This window comes from Duganella radicis (genome assembly GCF_009720825.1).
GTDB classification, from domain to species: Bacteria; Pseudomonadota; Gammaproteobacteria; order Burkholderiales; family Burkholderiaceae_D; genus Rugamonas; species Rugamonas radicis.
This window is the reverse complement of sequence record NZ_WNKY01000059.1, coordinates 1-18,259: the sequence shown is the minus strand read 5'-3', so window position 1 is coordinate 18,259 and position 18,259 is coordinate 1. Positions and strand designations below refer to the sequence as shown.

Sequence of the window (18,259 nt, the reverse complement as noted above, 5' to 3'; positions counted from 1 at the left end):
GCGGTGTCATAACCGTGATTGCCTTTCTCGCTCTTACAGATGTCTGGTGGGCGGTGAGGAATTCGAATCCCCGACCCCTTGGATGTCGACCAAGTATTCTAACCAGCTGAACTAACCGCCCGTGGGTACTGCCTTAAATTGTACTGCGTAATCTGGTGGGCGGTGAGGAATTCGAATCCCCGACCCCTTGGATGTCGACCAAGTATTCTAACCAGCTGAACTAACCGCCCGAAGACCAGCATTATAGAGAGCGATCCGAAGAAAAACAAGGGTAATCATAGGAAACATTTCTATTTCCACTATGAGAAGCGCAAAGCGGGCCTTTCCGGCATGCAGTAAACTGTGGTTATTCCCACCCACTCCCGCGCCTATGCAAGCCGACACCTCCCCTTCCGCCCACCTGCACGAGCACCGCGACGGCGACGCCCATTACCAGCACTACACCGTGCAGCGCAGCCAGTCGGTACTGGCGTGGTCGCTGGCGCTGACGCTGGGCTTTGCGGTGGTGGAAGTGGTGACCGGCTTCATGTCCAATTCGCTGGCGCTGATTTCCGACGCCGGCCACATGGTGACCGACGCCGCCGCGTTGGGCCTGGCCCTGCTGGCGCAACTGATCGCCAAACGCCCGCCATCGGCGCGCCATTCGTTTGGCTTCGGCCGCGCCGAGGCGCTGGCGGCGTTCGTCAACAGCCTGGTGCTGCTCGTGCTGGTGGGCTGGATCACCTACGAAGCCATCAGCCGCTTCACGCATCCGGAACAAGTGCAAGGCGCCACCGTGTTCGTGGTGGCCGCGCTGGGACTGATCATCAACCTGGTGCTGGCATGGATGCTCTCGCGCGGCGACAGCAATATGAACACCCGCGCCGCGCTGGTCAACGTGCTGGGCGACCTGCTGGGCTCGGTGGCGGCGCTGGTGTCCGGCGCGGTGATCTACTACACCGGCTGGATGCGGATCGACCCCTTGCTGTCCTTGTTCGTGGCGCTGCTGATTTTGAAATCCACCGTCGGCGTGTTGCGCGAGTCCTACCACTTCCTGATGGGCGGCGTGCCCGAGCAAATCGACTATCTCAAAGTGGGCGCCGATCTTGAACAACTGGACGGCGTCTGCTCCGTGCACGATCTGCACGTATGGGACATGTCGCCCGGCCAGCCGGCGCTGATCGGCCACGTCGAAATCACCGACCTCGCCCACTGGCCCGACATCCTGCACAACATCAAAGCCATGCTGCTGGAAAAGCACGGCATCGATCACATTACGCTGCAAGCGGAAGTCGCCCCGCAGGGCAATGCATGAGCCGCGCTCTGATTGCACTTGGCATGATGTTGACGCTCAGCCCGGCATTGGCTTGCTCCTGCCTGCCGCTGCCCGAAGCCGGATTCGTGCACGCCGACCTCAAACGCCTGCCCGCGAATGCACGTGGCGCCCTATTCCTCACCCATGACGACAAGCTCAAGCCATCCGCTTTCCTCATCGTATCCGATGCCGCGCCGGGACCCCTGAAAGCACAACTGAGCTGGCCTGACCTTGGTGTCAAAGGCAAACCACAACGCTACCTGGCACGCGTGGCGCCGATGGGCGGCTTCAAGCCGGGAGCGCACTACACGATCCGCTACATGAACAGCAAGGAGCGCTGGCGTTATCCCGCGCAAACCGATTTCTTCATCGATGCCGAGCCATTCAAACCCGATGGCGCCAGTCACCAGTTGGTACTGGATGGCGCGCCAGCGCGGCAACTGCTGCAACTGGCAACCAACTCCGGCATGTGCTCCAGCCAGCAGCCGGCAGTGGTGCAAAACTTCCATTACCAACTGTCGGCCAGCTACCAGCCATACAAATCCGCCGTGTACTACCGCACCGACTTCGACGGCGACCCGGTCCCGCCCTATCTCGGCGCGCTCTGCGACGATCGCCCGTTTGGCACGACCGCACTCGGCGATGCGCGCGAAGTCGTCTACAACCACTGTGAGACACCCAAGGGGCGCGTCAGCATTCAAGGCTGGGCTGCGCTGCTGGAGGTAGAAGACCGCGTCCGCCCAACCAACATCCTGACCAGCGATCTGAGTACCGCACAAGGAAATTCCTGCACCGCCTTCGGCATTCTGAAGGAAGCGCTGGCAACGCATGATCAGCAACGCATCAGTAACGCCGCCTGCCACATCATGGGCGCAGAATATGCCGACCGCGAATCCGGCCTGCCGCAGGACGCGCCAACCGCAACCGAGATGCTCGACTTCGCTCAAAACAGCGGCGCCACGCCGCGTGCTTGCGTGCTGACGGCGATGACTGCCGTGCTGACACACATGCCGGAACCGGCCGAGCCGCTGGGGCGGCGACTGGGCCAAATGATCGGCGCAGATCTGGCCTCAACCGACGCAGCCAAAGTCAACGCAGCGCTGCTAGAACTGACGCAATCGGTGGGATACATTTCCATGAACGGCTGGCAGGAAAAGAACGAGGCGCAGCGCATTCGCACCATGCTCGAGCCAGCGTTGCCGGCACTGGTCAAATTACTGTTGGCCGGCTATGCAGTACCGCGCACGGCCTCAAGTCCGGCACACCCCGCGCCCGCGATGTCGCTGGCGGAATTGATCGGCCGCGCGGGCGACGAAGCCCGCCGCTACATTCCCGAGCTGCTGGCGGCCGCCGAATCGCCAGCTGCGACCTCATCCGAAGCGCTCGCCGCGCTCAGCCTGATTGCGCCGAACGACGCCCGCGTCCAGGCGTTACAACGCACCATCAAGCCGCTCACACTGGACAGCACACAACCTTAATATCACCATGCATAACTTTGAAAACCGCCGCGATCGGTACGAGGCTTTTGCGTCGTTCGAAAAACCGCTCGTCAACCTGAGCTTTGAGCTGGAGGTACCGGAGTTCCGGCCTTTCTGCAAAGAGCGGGGGCTGCCGCCGTTTCACTTCTTCCTGTACCACGTGCTGCACGGGCTGGCGGGGATCGATAACTTCATGTACCGCGTCCACAAGGGCGAGGTCATCAAGATCAAGGATTTCTGGGCGTCCTACACCGTCATCAACCAGGATCAAAACCTGAACTTCGCGCGCTTCGAGATGACGCCGGACTTGCAGGAATTTGTTGCCCGCAGTGTGGAAGCGAAAAAGGTGGCGGAAGCCAGCGCCACAATCATCAACAAGTCGGAAGACCTGAGCGACTACGACAAGCGCCGCAACATCCACATCACCTGCATGCCATGGCTGAAGCTGACATCGATCGAGCATCCGATTTACGAGCACAAGGATTACGACATCCCCTCGCTGGCCTGGGGCCGTTTCAGCGATCCGCGCGATGACGGAAAACTGACGATGACGATGTCGGTGCAAGCGCACCACGGCTTCGTCGACGGCTACCACATCCACCTGCTGGCGCAAGCCATCGCCACGCGCCTGGCCCAAACAATGGCTCAATAAAACCCGGGGTCAGTTCTTGCAATCACGCATGAGCCCGTGTGCGATTGCAAGAACTGACCCCGAATTTCAGGCGCGGCGGGCTTCCTGGACGCCGGTGACTTCGGAGATGGCGACCAGGGCTTTGTGCAGCTGCGCCGTGGCGCCGATTTCGGCGGTGAAGGTCATGCGCGCGAAGCCTTTGGCCGATTGGGTGTTTACGCCGATCACGTTGATTTTCTCGCGCGAGAAGATCTCGGAGATGTCGCGCAGCAGCCCCTGGCGGTCGCTCGCCAAAATGAAGATGTCGACCGGATAGACCGTATCCGATCCGGCACGCCCCCACTCCGTCACAATCACCCGCTCCGGCGCCTTGGCGCGCATTTCGGCGAAGTTCTTGCAGGTGGCGCGGTGGATCGACACGCCTTTGCCGCGCGTGACGAAGCCGACGATGCCATCCGGCGGCGCCGGCTTGCAGCATTTGGCCAGCTGCGTCATCAGGCCATCCGTGCCGACCACCAGCACGCCCGACTTGGCGCCCTGCTCCACGCTCGATGCCCGGCTCTTGCCGAGGAAGACTTCATCCACCGGCTCGCTGGGCTCGCCGCTGTCATGCAGCGCGTTCTCGATCGCGCGCAGGCTGAATTCATCTTTGCCCACCGACAGGAACAGGTCGTCCACCTTGGCGAAGCCCAGCTTGTTGGCCAGCGCCTCCAGATTGACGGCGGTCTTGCCCTCGCGCTGTAAGGTCTTTTCCACCACCGCGCGGCCGTGCGACAGCGTTTCCTGCATGTCGATCGCATGGAACCAGGCGCGGATCTTGGAGCGGGTGCGCGTCGCCACCGTGTACTCGTCGCCGAGCCAGTCACGCGACGGCCCGGCCGTGCCCGGCGCACCCTTGGCGGTGATGATCTCGCAGGTCTGGCCGTTTTTCAGCGGGGTATTCAGCGGCACCATCACGCCATCCACGCGCGCGCCGCGGCAGCGGTGGCCGACGTCGCTGTGCAGGTGATAGGCGAAGTCCACCGGCGTGGCACCGACCGGCAGTTCGATCACGCGCGCCTGCGGTGTCAGCACGAAGATGCGGTCGTCCAGCGCGGCGGCCTTCAGTTTTTCCACCCACTCGCGCTGCTGTTCTTCCTCGCCGACCACGGCATCGGCCACGTCGGTTTTCCACGCCAGCAGCTGGCGCAGCCAGGCGATTTTCTCGTCGTACTGCTGCGCGGTGAAGGTGGAACCGCCGGTTTCCTTGTAGCGCCAGTGCGCCGCCACGCCGTATTCGGCGAAGTTGTGCATTTCCTGCGTGCGGATCTGCACCTCCAGCGGCCGGCCGTCTTCCGCCGTCACCACCGTGTGCAGCGATTGGTAGCCGTTCGGCTTGGGCCGCGAGATGTAGTCGTCGAATTCCTTCGGGATCGGGGTCCAGATGTTGTGCACCACGCCCAGCACGGTGTAGCAGGTTTTCACGTCGCTGACGATCACGCGGAAAGCGCGCACGTCGTACAGGTTGGTGAAGTCCAGCTCCTTGCCTTTCATCTTGCTCCAGATGGAGTAGATGTGCTTGGGCCGGCCAAACACTTCGGCCTTGATGCCGGCCGCCGCCATTTCCGATTGCAACCGCTCGATCGCGCTGGTGACGAAGCCTTCGCGCATCACGCGCTTTTCTTCCAGCATCTTGGCGATGCGCTTGTAGGTCTCCGGCTCGATGAAGCGGAACGACAGGTCTTCCAGCTCCCATTTCAGCTGCCAGATGCCGAGCCGGTTGGCCAGCGGCGCGTACAGGTCCAGCGTCTCGCGGCCATAGGCGCAAGTCATGTCGTTGAACAGCTTGATGTCGGCGAAGTAGCGCAGCGTGGTCACGCACGAGGCCAGCCGCACCAGCACCACCCGCATGTCCGAGGCCATGGCCAGCAGCATCTTGCGCAGGGTTTCAACCTGCGCCACCGCCATTTGCGCGGCATTGCGGCCGCGCGCGGCGGCCGGCGCGTTCTGCGTCTGGGTCAGCTCGCGCAGGCGGATCAGTTGGCGCACGCCAGCCACCAGGTCGTTGACGCCCTGGCCAAAACGCGGCTCGATGATTTGCGCCTGATCGGGATCGAGCAAGGTCAGCTCGAACACCAGGCCGGCGATGCGTGTCTCGACGTCGGTGTTCAGCGAGGCCAGCGTGCCGGCCACGCCGACCGCGAAGTCCAGCGCCGGCTGGCCGCTGCTGCCGCTCTTGCCGGCATAGGCCGCCTCGGCGAACTCCAGTGCCGCCAGCATGCGGGCGCTGTCGTCGGCCGACAGGCCGTGCACCAGCGGCTCCGACGTTGCGCTGTTGAGCGCAGTGGTGGAAACCATGGGACTCCTAGCGCTGCGCGGCGATGACGACGATTTCGACCAGCACTTTCGGATCGAACAGCCTGGCTTCCACGGTGGCGCGCGGCGGCGTGTGGCCCTGCGGCACCCACGCGTCCCACTCCTCGTTCATGCCGGGGAAGTCGGCCATGTCCTTGAGGTAGATGGTGCAGCTCAGGATGCAGGTCTTGTCGCTGCCCGCTTCCGCCAGCAGGCGGTCGATATGCGCCAGCACTTCGCGGGTCTGGCCCTTGATGTCGAGCGCGTAGTCGTCCGGGATCTGACCGGCCAGATAGACGGTGTTGTTGTGGATCGCGATTTCGGACAGGCGCTTGCCTACGTGCAGTCGTGTGATTTCCATACTCTTCTTAACCTAACAGGAATTGCTTTGCTATGGCGATTTGATCGTCGTGAATAAAGGTCGGCGCGTGGCCCACATGGGGGATTTCCACCAGCGTGGCGTTGGGCCCGCGCCGGGTCATTTCCCGCGCCGTTTCCGGCGACAGCAGGTCGGAGTCGGCGCCGCGCACCAGCAGCGTCGGGCAGCGGATGGCGTCATACGCGGCCCACAGCATGGCCTGGTCGGCATCGGCCGATTCCGGCGTGGCCGAACGGAATGGCTGCGCCAGGCCCATGTCGTAGTGGCGCACCCATTTGCCGTCCTTGTCCTGGCGCAGCACGTCGCTGGCCAGCTTGTGCCACTCGGCCTCGGTATGCTCGCCGAAGGACAGCGAGACGTCGCGGATGAACTTGGCGCCGGCCTCAAAGCTGTCGAAGCGCAGGTCCTGGCCGATGTAGTCGCCGATGCGCTGCATGGCCATCGGCGCCAGCACCGGGCCGATGTCGTTCAGGACCAGCTTGCGGATCGGATTGCCCGGCAGCGAGGCCAGCCCCATGCCGATCAAGCCGCCCATCGAGGTGCCGAACCAGTCGACCTTCTGACTTTCGGCGTCTGGCAGCACGCGTGCCAGCAAGGTTACGATATCACTGACATACTGCGGTATGCGGTACAGCTGCGGATTCTTCAACCAGTCGGAGCGGCCGCGGCCGACGATGTCCGGACAGATCACGCGGTAGTCGCCGGCCAGCGCGCGGGCCATGTTGTCGAAGTCGTCGCCGACGCGGGTGACGCCGTGCACGCAAACCAGCACGTTGGGATTGCTTGCATCGCCCCACTCCTTGTAGGACATGCGATGCAGGCCAGCCAGCGACAGGCATTGAACAGACTTTATTTTTGCTTCGAGCATGCGGCTACCTCAATGGTTTTTATGTAATGATGTTCAGAATGACCATTTTACCGCGTTGTGACAACTTCCTACCGAAGTGTAGCGCAGCGCGCCTTCAATCACCAACCCTGTAGAGGATCAGTATGGCAAACAAGACTTTGAGCGGTAAAACCGCGTTGGTTACCGGATCGACTTCCGGCATCGGCCTGGGCATCGCCCGCTCGCTGGCGGCGGAAGGCGCCAACGTGCTGCTGAACGGCTTTGGCGACAGCCAGCAAATCGAACAGCTGCAAGCCGATCTGGCCAAGGAATTCGGCGTGCAGGTGGCGTACCACAACGCCGACATGACCAAGCCGGCCGAGATCGAGGCCATGATCAACTTCGCCGGCGACAAGTTCGGCGGCGTCGATGTGCTGGTGAATAACGCCGGCATCCAGTACGTGGCCAACGTCGACGAATTCCCGGTCGAGAAATGGGATGCGATTATCGCCATCAACCTGACCTCGGCGTTCCATACCTCGCGCCTGGTGCTGCCGCGCATGCGCAAGAATAACTGGGGCCGCATCATCAACCTGGCTTCGACCCACGGTCTGGTGGCCTCGGCCGGCAAGTCGGCCTACGTGGCGGCCAAGCACGGCCTGCTCGGCCTGACCAAGGCCAATGCGCTGGAGACGGCCACCACCGGCATCACCGTCAACGCCATCTGCCCCGGCTTCGTGTTGACGCCGCTGGTGCAGAAGCAGGTCGACGACCGCGCCGCCAAGGATGGCATCAGCAACGAGCAAGCCAAGAAGGCGCTGCTGGCCGACAAGCAGCCCTCGGGCGAGTTCGTCACACCGGAAGAGCTGGGCGCGCTGGCGGTGTTCCTGTGCTCGGACGCGGCCAAGCAGGTGCGCGGCGTGGCATGGAATATGGACGGCGGCTGGGTGGCACAATAAGGGATCGCTTAAAAGCGGCCGCAGCTTCGTTGCAGCACCTCGCCGTGCAGGCGCACTGCCTTCGGCGCTGCGCCTCGCCGCAACCGCTTTGAAGCAATCCCCTAAGTAGAATCCCTTACCAAAGAGAGATATCACCGGCCGTGATTTGCGGCTTTCCACAATAGTGATATCTCTCCGCTTGCGCGATGATGCACTCCTCACACACACGAGGAGACCCCGTGAAAAAACCATTCTATAAAATCCTGTACGTACAGGTACTCTTCGCCATCTTCTGCGGCGTGATGCTAGGCGTGTTCTATCCGGACAGCGGCGTCGCCATGAAACCGCTGGGCGACGGCTTCATCAAGCTGATCAAGATGATCATCGCGCCAGTGATCTTCTGCACCGTGGTATCCGGCATCGCCGGCATGCAGGACGTCAAGAAGATCGGCCGCGTCGGCGGCAAGGCGCTGCTGTACTTTGAAGTCATTTCCACCTTCGCGCTGGTGATCGGCCTGTTCGTGGCCAACCTGGTGAAACCGGGCGCCGGCTTCAACGCCAGCGCCGCCACGCTGGACGCCAAGTCCATCGAGCAGTACACCACCAAGGCGCACGCGCAAACCACCACCGACTTCTTGCTGAACATCATCCCGAACACCGTGGTTGATGCCTTCGCCAAGGGCGACATCCTGCAAGTGCTGCTGATCGCCATCCTGTTCGGTTTCTCGATGTCCCTGCTGGGCGAGCGCGGCAAGCCGCTGGTCAAGCTGATTGACGATGCCTCGCACGCCATCTTCGGCGTGGTGAACATCGTGATGAAAGTCGCTCCGATCGGCGCGTTTGGCGCCATGGCTTTCACTATCGGTAAATACGGCATCAAATCGCTGCTGCCGCTGGCCACCCTGATGGGCTGCTTCTACGCCACCTGCATCATCTTCGTCGTTGTGGTGCTGGGCACCGTGGCGCGCCTGACCGGCTTCTCGATCGGCCGCTTCATCTCCTACATCAAGGAAGAACTGCTGATCGTGCTGGGCACCAGCTCGTCGGAATCGGCGCTGCCTTCGCTGATGAACAAACTGGAGCGCCTGGGCTGCTCGAAATCGGTGGTGGGCCTGGTGGTCCCGACCGGCTACTCGTTCAACCTGGACGGCACCAACATTTACATGACCATGGCCGCCCTGTTCGTTGCGCAAGCCACCAACACCGAGCTGACCCTGATGCAGGAACTGACCATCCTCGGCGTGGCGATGCTGACCTCGAAAGGCGCATCGGGCATCACCGGCGCCGGCTTCATCACCCTGGCCGCCACCCTGCACGTGGTGCCGGATATTCCAGTGGCCGGCATGGCGCTGATCCTGGGCATCGACCGCTTCATGTCCGAGTGCCGCGCGCTGACCAACTTCATCGGCAACGGCGTGGCCGCCATGGTGGTCTCGCGCTGGGAAAAAGAACTGGATATGGACAAGATGAAAGCCGAACTGGCCAGCCCAGGTTCCACCATCACCGATCCGGAACCCATGGAAGTCGTTCCTAGCCACTAACAGGCATTGCCAGACCTCAACGCCCCGCCCGGCCCACGCCGCGCGGGGCGTTTTTCATGGACGCAAGATTTCAATCGAATCACTCTTGCTGAGCTTGGACGAATCAGGTGTAATGCGGAATGCAAACATATTAACTTAACAACCATGCTTCGCGACTTGCTTTCCATGTTCAGCCAGGAGACCCGGCTGCTGCGCCTGACCACGCCGCTGGGCGCCGATGTTTTACTGCCCGAATGCGTGCGCGGCGAAGAGGCACTAAGCGGCGGCTTCCGCTTCCGCATCACCGCCCTGTCGCCGGACGCCAGCCTGTCGCTGCGCGCCCTGCTGGGCCAGCCGGTGCTGCTGGAACTGCACACCACGCTGGCCGATACGCGCCCCTTCCATGGCCACGTCACCGGCGCCGAGGCCAATGGCGCCAACGGCGGCCTGGCGCGCTACACGCTGACGCTGGAACCTTGGACCGCCTTCCTCGGCCACAACCGCGACAGCCGCATCTTCCAGGACCAGAACGTCTTCGACATCCTCGACGCCGTATTCGGCGCGTGGCAAGGCCAGGGAAAGCTGGCGCCGGCCTGGCGCTTCGACGTGCAGGACCGCGGCCGCTACCCGGTGCGCAGCCTGACCACGCAATACCAGGAAAGCGATCTGGCCTTCGCAGAGCGCCTGATGCACGAGGAAGGCCTGTTCCATTACTTCGTGCACAGCCAGGACGGCCACGAGCTGGTGATCGCCGACGACAACAGCAGCTTCAAATCCAACGCGCAGGCGCAAGTGCGCTTCACCCAGCCCGGCGCCGTCATGCGCGAGGACAGCATGGACCGCTGGCGCAGCGAACTCAAGCTGCAAACCAATGCGGTGGAACTGCGCAGCTGGGATTACCGCACGCTGGACCAGCGCCCGGTCAGCGCCGCCTCGCCGGACGCTCCGGCCGACCTGCTGCTGACCAGTCGCGACGCGCCGGGCGCCTACGCCTACGCATCGCGCACCCAAGGCCAGCGTATCGCCGACCAGCAGCTGCAAGCGCTGGAAGCCGCGCGCGAGGTCTACACCGGTGCCGGCACGGTGCGTACGCTGTCGGCGGGCACCACCTTCCATCTCAGCGAGCACGCGTTGGGCGACGAGGAGTTCCTCGTCACGCGTGTGGTTCACCTGATGCACAACAACCTCAGCGCCGATCTGCACGCCGGCCTGATGCAGCGCCTTGGTGAAAGCGCGCTGGAAGCGGCCATCGCCGCCGAGCAGGCCGGCAGTCTGCACGCGGTCGGCAAACGGGCCGGCGAACGGCCGCTGTACCGCAACCGCATCGACGCCATCCGCAGCAGCGTGCCCTACCGCGCCAGCGGCACCGACGGCCACGGCCGCCTGCTGCATCCGCGCCCGACGATTCAGGGCCAGCAGACCGCCGTGGTGGTCGGCCCATCCGGCGCCGCCGTGCATACCGACCGCGACCACCGCATCAAGGTGCAGTTCCACTGGCAGCGCGGTGATGCCGGCCACAGCCGCGTCAACCACCCCGCGCCCGCCAGCCACAGCGGCGCGCCGGCCGATGACAGCGTCGGCGCCTGGGTACGCGTCGCCACGCCGCTGGCGCCGCAAGCCGGCGCCAACTGGGGCAGCAACGCCGTCCCGCGCGTGGGCCAGGAAGTGCTGGTCGATTTCATCGACGGCAATATCGACCGTCCAGTGGTGATTGGCGCGCTGTACAACGGCCAGGGCCAGGCCGACGCCCAGCACAATCAAGTGGCGCAAGGCGGCGGCGCCAGCACCGGCAACGCGCCGGCATGGTTCCCCGGCGAGTCCGGCGGTCACGCCCATCCGGCCACGCTGTCCGGCCTCAAGAGCCAGACGCTGCCGGCCAGCCAGGGCGGCGCCGGGGCCTACAGCCAACTGGTGTTCGACGATACGCCGGGCCAGCCGCGCCTGGGCTTGCAGCGTCACGCCTCGCCGCATCGGGGCACGGACGAACTCAACCTCGGCAACCTGCGCCACCAGACTGACAACCAGCGCTTGCAGCCGGCCGGCTTTGGCGCCGAGCTCAAGTCCGAACACAGCGCCGCGCTGCGCGCCGGCCGCGGCATGCTGTTATCGGCCGATGCGCGCAACGGCGCTGCCGGCGCGCAGATGGATGCGCGCGAGGCGCAGTCGCAAGTTCAGCAATCGCAGCAACTACAGACCACGCTGGCCGAGACCGCGCAAAAGCAGAATGCCATGCTCAAGACTGGCGGCCAGGCCGAGCCGGCGCCGGACAAGCTGCCCGCCATCGCCCACATGGCCGCCAGCGCGCAGGCGCTGGAAGCCACCGCTGGCGGTCTGGCCGGCGACAGCGGTGGCGGCGGCCAGGCCAGCGCCTTCGCCACGGCCATGCTGCAATTGTCGACGCCGTCCGGAATCGCGGCCGCCACGCCGTCCAGCGCCGTGCTGGCGGCGGGCGCCAGCAGCAGCCTGGTGGCCGGGCAGGACATCAACCTGCTGACGCAGGCCAACAGCCTGCACGCGGTGCGCGACGGCGTCAGCCTGTTCACCTACGGCAAAGCCACCGCCGCGGAGAAGCCCAATCAGGAAACCGGCATCCGCCTGCACGCCGCCAGTGGCAAGTTCAGCAGCCAAAGCCAGAACGACGCCACCAGCCTCACCGCCGACCGCACCATCACCGTGGCCAGCGTGACCAAAGAGGTACGCGTGGCCGCCAGGGAGCACGTGATGTTGACCGCGCAAGGCGCGTGGATCAAGCTGGCCGGCGGCAACATCGAAGTGCACGGCCCCGGCACCATGACGTTCAAGGCCAGCATGAAAGAGCTGACCGGCCCGGCGCAAAGCACGCCCGCCCTGCCCGAACTGCCGAATGAAAAACTGTACGCCGGCCGCTTCAAGGTACAGGAAGCCATCGGCGGTGCCGCCATCGCTGGGCGCCTGTACAAGAAACAGCGCGCCGACGGCAAGGTCTTCTTTGGCAAAACCGATGCCGAAGGCCACACCACGCCGGTCAACACCGCCAAACAAGAACAACTCGCGATCTCGCTGGACGGCAACGAGAAATTCCATCGCGAGAAAATCGATGAAGATGAAGTGAATCAATGGTTTTCCTAAGCATGCATAAAAAGATATTGTCCTCGGCGCTGTTCTGGTCCTGCTGTGCCACCGCGCTGGCGGCCGAGCCGGAAATGTTCTGGTTTAAGAACGAGACTCAGTGCGGCGAGGCCAAGGTCACCGTGCGCTCCTATTGCGAGGTGTCGCAGCGCGCCAACGCCGCGGTGCAGGTCAACAACGGCTGCACCGAGCAGGAGCTGGTCATCACGCAGCCGGGCAAGAAGACCGTCAAACGCGACCTGCTGGAGCACGAGCCGGTCGGCGATGACTTCCATATCGCCACCGCGCTGCGCTGCGTGGAGACCGGCAAGCAACGCTATCTGCTGGTGAGCCTGGACACTGGCGGCAATTGCGACACCTGCGAAATCCAGGCCCTGGTGGGCCTCGACGGCCGCTGGAAGCGGTATGGCGGCAAATGGCAATCGACACCGGCCAGCGAGCAGCGCGAGATTCGCCTGCGCGAACCATCCTGGCATCTGGCGCCGCGCTACCCGATCAACAACACCGTGCTTGAAGATCCACAACCGCAATGACCGACACCCATTTCAACGAGCCGATCGACAAAAGCAAACCGCTGTCCGGCACCGGCCGCCAAGGCTTCGAAGTGCCGCCCGAGGTGCAGCAGAAAGTCATCGACATCATCATTGAGGAAGCCCGCAAAATGGGCTTCAACAATCGCGATCTGGCGTACTACATCGCCATCGCCAAGCGCGAATCGTCGTTCAACCCGGATGCGGCCAATCCGAAAGGCACGGCGTCCGGCATCGCGCAGGTGATCGACAAGACGGCGGCCACCTATGGCGTGAACGACAGCAACCGCTTCGATGCGCGTTCCAGCATCAAGGCCGGGCTGGGCTACTTCCGCGATCTGAAGGCCCAGACCATCAAGGATTACGGCTCGGCTGCGGGCAAGTTTGAGCCGCTGATCTACTACCGCTATCACTATGGCGAATTCTCGACCCGCAACCGCGAGATGGTCCCGGTCGGCAACGGCAAACACAAGAAAGAGGTCTGGCACAACAAGGAATTTTCCGAGCTGGAGCAGAACAAGCGCTATCCGGACTCCAAGACCGTGGTCGATGATGCCGAGCGCATCGAAGCGATCCTCAACGCCTCGCACGGACTGGTGGTGCAGCTGAACGACGTCATGGGCAAGCCGATGAAGGGCCGCAAAGCCATCGCCATTACCAAGACGCCCAAGCCAAGCGGCCCGCCAGCACCGACCGCCAGCCCGGCTGAACCGCCGCCAGCACCAACGCCCACGCCCTTGCCGGCGCCGGCAACCACAGCGCCACCGGCAACGCCTGAGGCGTCCGCGCTCCCCGCCGCATCGCCATCGGCCGATCCGGCAGAGTCTGTCGTGCCTGCGGCGCAGACCAGTGAGGACCCGGCGCCGCCCGCCCAAGAAGACAAGCACATCGAATGGGAACTGCACGCCGAGGAAATCACCACCGACGCTGAAGGCAAGCTGCCCGAAATCACCACCGAATCGCAGCAAGCGATCATGCTGCTGATTCCGCGCATCGACTATGAGGCTTACAACGACGCCGTCAGCAAGGAAGGCATGCCGGAAGATGGCAACCAACACGCGCTCAAAACGCACGACGGCGAAGAAGTCGCGGTGGCGATCCCGGCGCCGGACAACGGCTGGAAGCCCACACCTGAAAACACCGGTGGCGCAGCCGCGACCGACGTGACCGACGCGGCAGGCCCGGCCCCCGCTCCCGCCCCGGCCGCGCCGCCGGCAGCAACACCCAAGCCAGCCACCGGCGCCGCGGCAAAGACGTCGCGCCTGCCGGCCCAGGCCGCCGCGCCAGCCAACGTCTTCGATGCGGCCGCCCAAGCCGCCAAAGACAAGGCCGCGGCCAAACCTTCACCCAGCCGCGAAATCACCTTTGAAGACATCGTCGCCGCGGTAAAAAAAGACCTCGGGTGGGACGCGGTCTACACCACTTCGTTCGCTTACATCAAGCAGTTCTACACCCGTCCCAAACTGCCGGAAGCGCCATTGAACGCCGCCGCCGTCACCGCACCCGGCCCCGCGCGCCAGCAAGTCGTCGGCAGCAGCCTGCCGAACAAGGACACCAAAAAACTCAAGGTCGAGGAAAAAGTCCAGACCGCCGCCACGCCGGCCGTCAAGCCCGTGGCCGCCAACGGCGATGCGCCATGGATGCCGTTCGCCATCAAGGAACAAGGTAAGGAAGGCGCCGAGAAAGTCACGGAAAACACCGCCAACCACCGCAACGACGCCAAGTGGAAAGAACAGCACGCCGCGCGCGAGGCGGCAAAAAAAGCCGAAAAAACCGCCCAATCGCAACTGCGCCTGGAGCAAAAGAAGAAAACGCAAGACGCCGCCAAAATCGCCGCGCTGCAAGCCGACATCGGCACCCAGCAAAAAGCCTATGCCGATGCCGACGCCGCCATGCTCAAGATCGAGCAGGACTTCAACAACCCGGACATCGTCAAATACCTGCAAACCACCACCCTGGACCGCGACGCCGCGCGCAACGACGCCACCGCCTGGTGCTCCTCCTTCACCAACTGGTGCATGGAGCAAGCCGGCTACATCGGCACCGACGACGCCCTGGCCGAGTCGTGGAAAAACTGGGGTGAGGAAATCAGCGAGCCGCGCTACGGCGCCATCACCGTGGTGACGCGCTCGGCCAACCCGGTGCAATACCACGTCGGCTTTTACGTCGGCATGGGCGAGAAAACCATGGCCGATGGCGAGGAGGAAGTGGAAGTCAAAGCCAAGGACGGCACCGTCACCAAGAAAAAGAAAAAGAAATTCAAAAAGGTGAAGGCGGTGCGTCTCCTGAGCGGCAATTACTCGCGCATGATCAAGGAAGACGCCGGCTGGACGGTGGATGCGGCCGACAATCCGGCCCTGCATCTGGTATCGTACCGCTGGCCCACCGAAAAGGAAAAACGTAAATGAAGCAGTCCCTGATGTTGGCGCTGTGCGCCGCGAGCCTGGCGGGATGCCTGAACTCGCCGGCCGGCGCCGAGCCGTGCAGCGCGCCCGATCCGGCGCTGCTGCAATCGACCTGGCAATCGTTCCGCACCGCCACGCTGGCGGGCCAGCCCGAGCAGGCCGCGCGTTACCACAAATTCCCGCTGCAACTGCTGCCGCCGATGGATGGCACCCAGCCGCTGAAAATCACGCGCCCGGTGTTCATCAAAAACTATGCCGAACTATTCCAGCGCGGCCCGGCCGACACCGAAATCAGCCTGCTGACCGCGATGAAAAAATCAGGCGGCAAGGAATACATTCCGCAAACCAAATTCGATACCGCCAAATGCGCCTTCGTCGGCCCGACTCGCATCGAGGACTACAACTTCGTCTACGATAAGAAAGCCGGCTGGCAGATTGACTCCATCTTCTATGGCGGCAATGATTTCGAGCTCGCCAAATCCGCCGAACTCAACCGCTAGCGCGGCCGGCGAGCTGAGATAGATATTGCCGATCCTTCTCACCGTGGTCGTATCGTTCGGGTGACGCGGTCCCACAGGGCCAGCGCCTGGGATTCGTCTTTTGCGCTATCGCCCTTTACCGTCATCTCAAAATGAATTTTTGGCGCCGCCGGCGAAGGCACAGGCCGCATAGTTTCCAGCGTAAAGTCCAACTGCTTCTCTTCCTCCTCGCCCAGCTTGATGGATGCGCCCCATTCTTGCGCCTGCATGCCCGCCACAGTTAACTCTCCCTTGCGTAACACCGACTCCCCTGCCTGGAACTTCCGCAACAAGGAACCGCTGCCCCCCACACGCTGCAAGAGCGATTCCGCGTCGTCGGGGCGGAAGGTATTGACATCGATTGAAAATGCGACATCGGGCGACGCTATATTCCTAAACCGCAAGGTCGCGGACTCGGCACGATACTTCCCGCTCACGCTCAACCCGCTAAAGCAAAAGGATTCGGCCATGTCGTTCGGCGCCTGCTGGAGCGCGATATTCTTCATGAGCGCAAACAGCAACTCCTCCGCCTGAGGAGCTTGATTTTTATACGAGTGAATTGTTGCGGTCAAATACTGATCGCGCAACAGCCAATGTATCTCGCTCTGATGGGCATCCGCTATCTCATTGACGCGATAGAGCACGGCACCATCGGGCATCTCCCGTGTGAGCGTCAGCTTGTCCGTATCGCCGTGACCGGCATCGGCCAATTCCGCCTGACGCGCCTTGACCGCTGCAACGAAGGCGCTCTTGCTTTGCGCTGGTTTGACACGTACGTCGATCCGGGCACTTTCCACCACATCCTGCAAGGGAGTGAACGCCGCCGAAGCGCCGGACTTCAAGCTGTATCCATCCGGTAAATCGACCAGACTATGCCCGATACATTGTGTTTTCATGACTGAGTTCGTTTTGAGGTGAGTGATATGATCATTTTTCTCGCGTCGCATCCGACGGCGAGCAAACTGAAAAATATGCTGACAAACAGTTTCATAGTTGTGCCAATGCGGCTATCTTCGTTATTGCATAGTGGGTTACACGTTGAGCGGTGGGGTCCTTGTAGGACGTCCCGAGATTTTGGTGTGAAAATCTTTCGCTCGAAGGACATTTTTGCTGAACTCGTTCCAGTCGATCGGCGTTCCACTGGCTGGCGCCAGCCGTTGACGCTGAAAGAGTCGATATACCTGTTCGTGTGGTTGTAACCTTCAAGCGCAAGCGAAATCCGTCCGGGATTTTCCTGCGCAGTGGCGTCTTGCCCGCAACCCAACATCCACGCCGCCAGCATGAACGGCCATCATTTGCGCGGGACTCTCGGCCTGAACCTCATAAACACGTCACTCCGCTAGCCGATTCATGATGCAACAGCCCCTTGTTTTTTATTCTCATTGCTGGCGTACTGAACCGCGCCTGCTCCAGGCCGGCGGTCGATCATTGCGTACTTATACTTCTCATCTCCGCCCAGGTAAACCACACGCGGATCGGACGGTAGCGTGGCATCCTTGGCGAAACCAGCCAAGGAATCGTGGACCAGGTTACCAAAGAAAGCGATGATTTTCTCGTCTTCCAAGCCGCGATTGTGCAGGTACTCGTTCTCATACGCATCCATCAATATCTTGTAGTGCGGACGTAGATTCTGTCGCGTATTTATATTTGACGCATAGCGTGCACGAATTGCCTTCGCGTCACTCAACAACTGCTGGTCATACATTGCCACGAGCGAGGCGAATTGTGTCATGTCTGGCAAGGAATCACGCTTGGCTTTAGCACGCAGCAGCGTATCCCGCGTCGCATTCTGGCGCTTTTTTGCTTCCGCAATCGTTCTGTCATAGCTGGCCAGATCAGGTAAATCGGGGTTGCCATAATTCCCCTGCAAGTAGGCCATACGCCTTGCCTCGGCCTGCGACAACGCGCGCTCAGCTGCGTCATTAGCGTCGTCCAATCCTGCAATCTGCCTATCCAAAGCGGCTCGCTCAGCCTGGAATTGCTGGCTATTTGCGGCTATCGTTTTCGATTCGCTGGTATCGCCTTTTTCTTTGAGAGATTGTGTCCCACGACGTGGTGTATGAAGACTTCGCCGGAATCGGCGTTTAGGAAGGCAGCTTGAGGGCGGCCATTGTGATTCTTAAGGTAAATTTGGGTTTGCGAAGACTCAACTCAACCAGAGGAAAACACAATGAATCGCCCCGGGTTTGAAGGAGGCTCCAACATTTGAGAAAATGGAGCCACCATGAAAAAATCAGTCCGATATTCCCCCGAAGTGATGGAGCGCGCCGTGCGCATGGTCCAGGAGGCCGGCAGCGA

The 18,259-nt window shown here is 62.3% G+C and carries 14 protein-coding genes and 2 tRNA genes; 9 read left to right on the top strand and 7 right to left on the bottom strand.

The window, feature by feature from the left end; all coding sequences use genetic code 11:
• Positions 1-44: 44 nt before the first annotated feature.
• Together GM676_RS28655 and GM676_RS28650 are read right to left on the bottom strand one after the other, a co-directional pair.
• A tRNA-Val gene (locus GM676_RS28655) sits at positions 45-121 on the bottom strand.
• A 32-nt stretch (positions 122-153) separates the two neighbouring features.
• Positions 154-230, bottom strand: a tRNA-Val gene (locus GM676_RS28650).
• A gap of 140 nt (positions 231-370) precedes the next feature.
• Here GM676_RS28650 and GM676_RS28645 point away from each other — a divergent pair.
• From GM676_RS28645 to GM676_RS28635, 3 genes are read left to right on the top strand one after another with little or no spacing between them, the layout of a single operon-like run.
• On the top strand, positions 371-1,294 hold the full coding sequence (locus GM676_RS28645) for a cation diffusion facilitator family transporter (RefSeq protein WP_155467805.1): 924 nt from the start codon (positions 371-373) through the stop codon (positions 1,292-1,294).
• On the top strand, positions 1,291-2,772 hold the full coding sequence (locus GM676_RS28640) for a hypothetical protein (protein ID WP_155467804.1): 1,482 nt from the start codon (positions 1,291-1,293) through the stop codon (positions 2,770-2,772). The genes GM676_RS28645 and GM676_RS28640 overlap by 4 nt, the downstream gene beginning before the upstream one ends.
• A gap of 7 nt (positions 2,773-2,779) precedes the next feature.
• Entirely contained in the window at positions 2,780-3,424 is a 645-nt protein-coding gene (locus GM676_RS28635; protein WP_155467803.1) for a CatA-like O-acetyltransferase, read from the top strand.
• Positions 3,425-3,490: 66 nt separating this feature from the next.
• Here GM676_RS28635 and GM676_RS28630 read toward each other — a convergent pair whose 3' ends face one another.
• Genes GM676_RS28630 through GM676_RS28620 form a run of 3 tightly spaced genes read right to left on the bottom strand, consistent with a single transcriptional unit; the run spans position 3,491 to position 6,984 of the window.
• Positions 3,491-5,740 (bottom strand): RelA/SpoT family protein, encoded by a 2,250-nt coding sequence (locus tag GM676_RS28630; RefSeq protein WP_155467801.1) that lies wholly within the window; start codon positions 5,738-5,740, stop codon positions 3,491-3,493.
• A 7-nt stretch (positions 5,741-5,747) separates the two neighbouring features.
• The gene (locus GM676_RS28625; protein ID WP_155467799.1) at positions 5,748-6,098 is read right to left on the bottom strand and encodes a RidA family protein; all 351 of its coding nucleotides are present in this window, start codon (positions 6,096-6,098) and stop codon (positions 5,748-5,750) included.
• A 7-nt stretch (positions 6,099-6,105) separates the two neighbouring features.
• Positions 6,106-6,984 (bottom strand): alpha/beta fold hydrolase, encoded by an 879-nt coding sequence (locus GM676_RS28620; protein WP_155467797.1) that lies wholly within the window; start codon positions 6,982-6,984, stop codon positions 6,106-6,108.
• 122 nt (positions 6,985-7,106) lie between these two features.
• Between GM676_RS28620 and GM676_RS28615 the strand changes: the two genes are divergently transcribed.
• The 6 genes from GM676_RS28615 to GM676_RS28590 all read left to right on the top strand — a co-directional run bounded on the left by GM676_RS28615 (position 7,107) and on the right by GM676_RS28590 (position 15,943).
• The gene (locus tag GM676_RS28615) at positions 7,107-7,901 is read left to right on the top strand and encodes a 3-hydroxybutyrate dehydrogenase (RefSeq protein WP_155467795.1); all 795 of its coding nucleotides are present in this window, start codon (positions 7,107-7,109) and stop codon (positions 7,899-7,901) included.
• A gap of 218 nt (positions 7,902-8,119) precedes the next feature.
• Positions 8,120-9,421, top strand: coding sequence for a dicarboxylate/amino acid:cation symporter (locus GM676_RS28610; RefSeq protein ID WP_371866402.1), 1,302 nt, complete (start codon positions 8,120-8,122; stop codon positions 9,419-9,421).
• A gap of 165 nt (positions 9,422-9,586) precedes the next feature.
• On the top strand, positions 9,587-12,508 hold the full coding sequence (locus tag GM676_RS28605; RefSeq protein ID WP_229262908.1) for a type VI secretion system Vgr family protein: 2,922 nt from the start codon (positions 9,587-9,589) through the stop codon (positions 12,506-12,508).
• A 2-nt stretch (positions 12,509-12,510) separates the two neighbouring features.
• A complete protein-coding gene (locus GM676_RS28600; protein ID WP_155467789.1) occupies positions 12,511-13,041 on the top strand; it encodes a hypothetical protein in 531 nt (176 codons plus the stop codon).
• Complete coding sequence (locus GM676_RS28595; protein ID WP_155467787.1) at positions 13,038-15,446, top strand: TIGR02594 family protein; 2,409 nt, start codon at positions 13,038-13,040, stop codon at positions 15,444-15,446. Before GM676_RS28600 ends, GM676_RS28595 begins: the two co-directional genes overlap by 4 nt.
• Positions 15,443-15,943, top strand: a complete 501-nt coding sequence (locus tag GM676_RS28590; RefSeq protein ID WP_155467785.1) for a hypothetical protein — start codon at positions 15,443-15,445, stop codon at positions 15,941-15,943. The genes GM676_RS28595 and GM676_RS28590 overlap by 4 nt, the downstream gene beginning before the upstream one ends.
• A gap of 38 nt (positions 15,944-15,981) precedes the next feature.
• Here the strand turns inward: GM676_RS28590 and GM676_RS28585 are convergent, their stop codons facing one another.
• Together GM676_RS28585 and GM676_RS28580 are read right to left on the bottom strand one after the other, a co-directional pair.
• Positions 15,982-16,908, bottom strand: coding sequence for a T6SS immunity protein Tli4 family protein (locus GM676_RS28585; RefSeq protein ID WP_155467783.1), 927 nt, complete (start codon positions 16,906-16,908; stop codon positions 15,982-15,984).
• A 401-nt stretch (positions 16,909-17,309) separates the two neighbouring features.
• Positions 17,310-17,840, bottom strand: coding sequence for a hypothetical protein (locus GM676_RS28580; protein WP_155467781.1), 531 nt, complete (start codon positions 17,838-17,840; stop codon positions 17,310-17,312).
• Positions 17,841-18,259 lie beyond the last annotated feature (419 nt).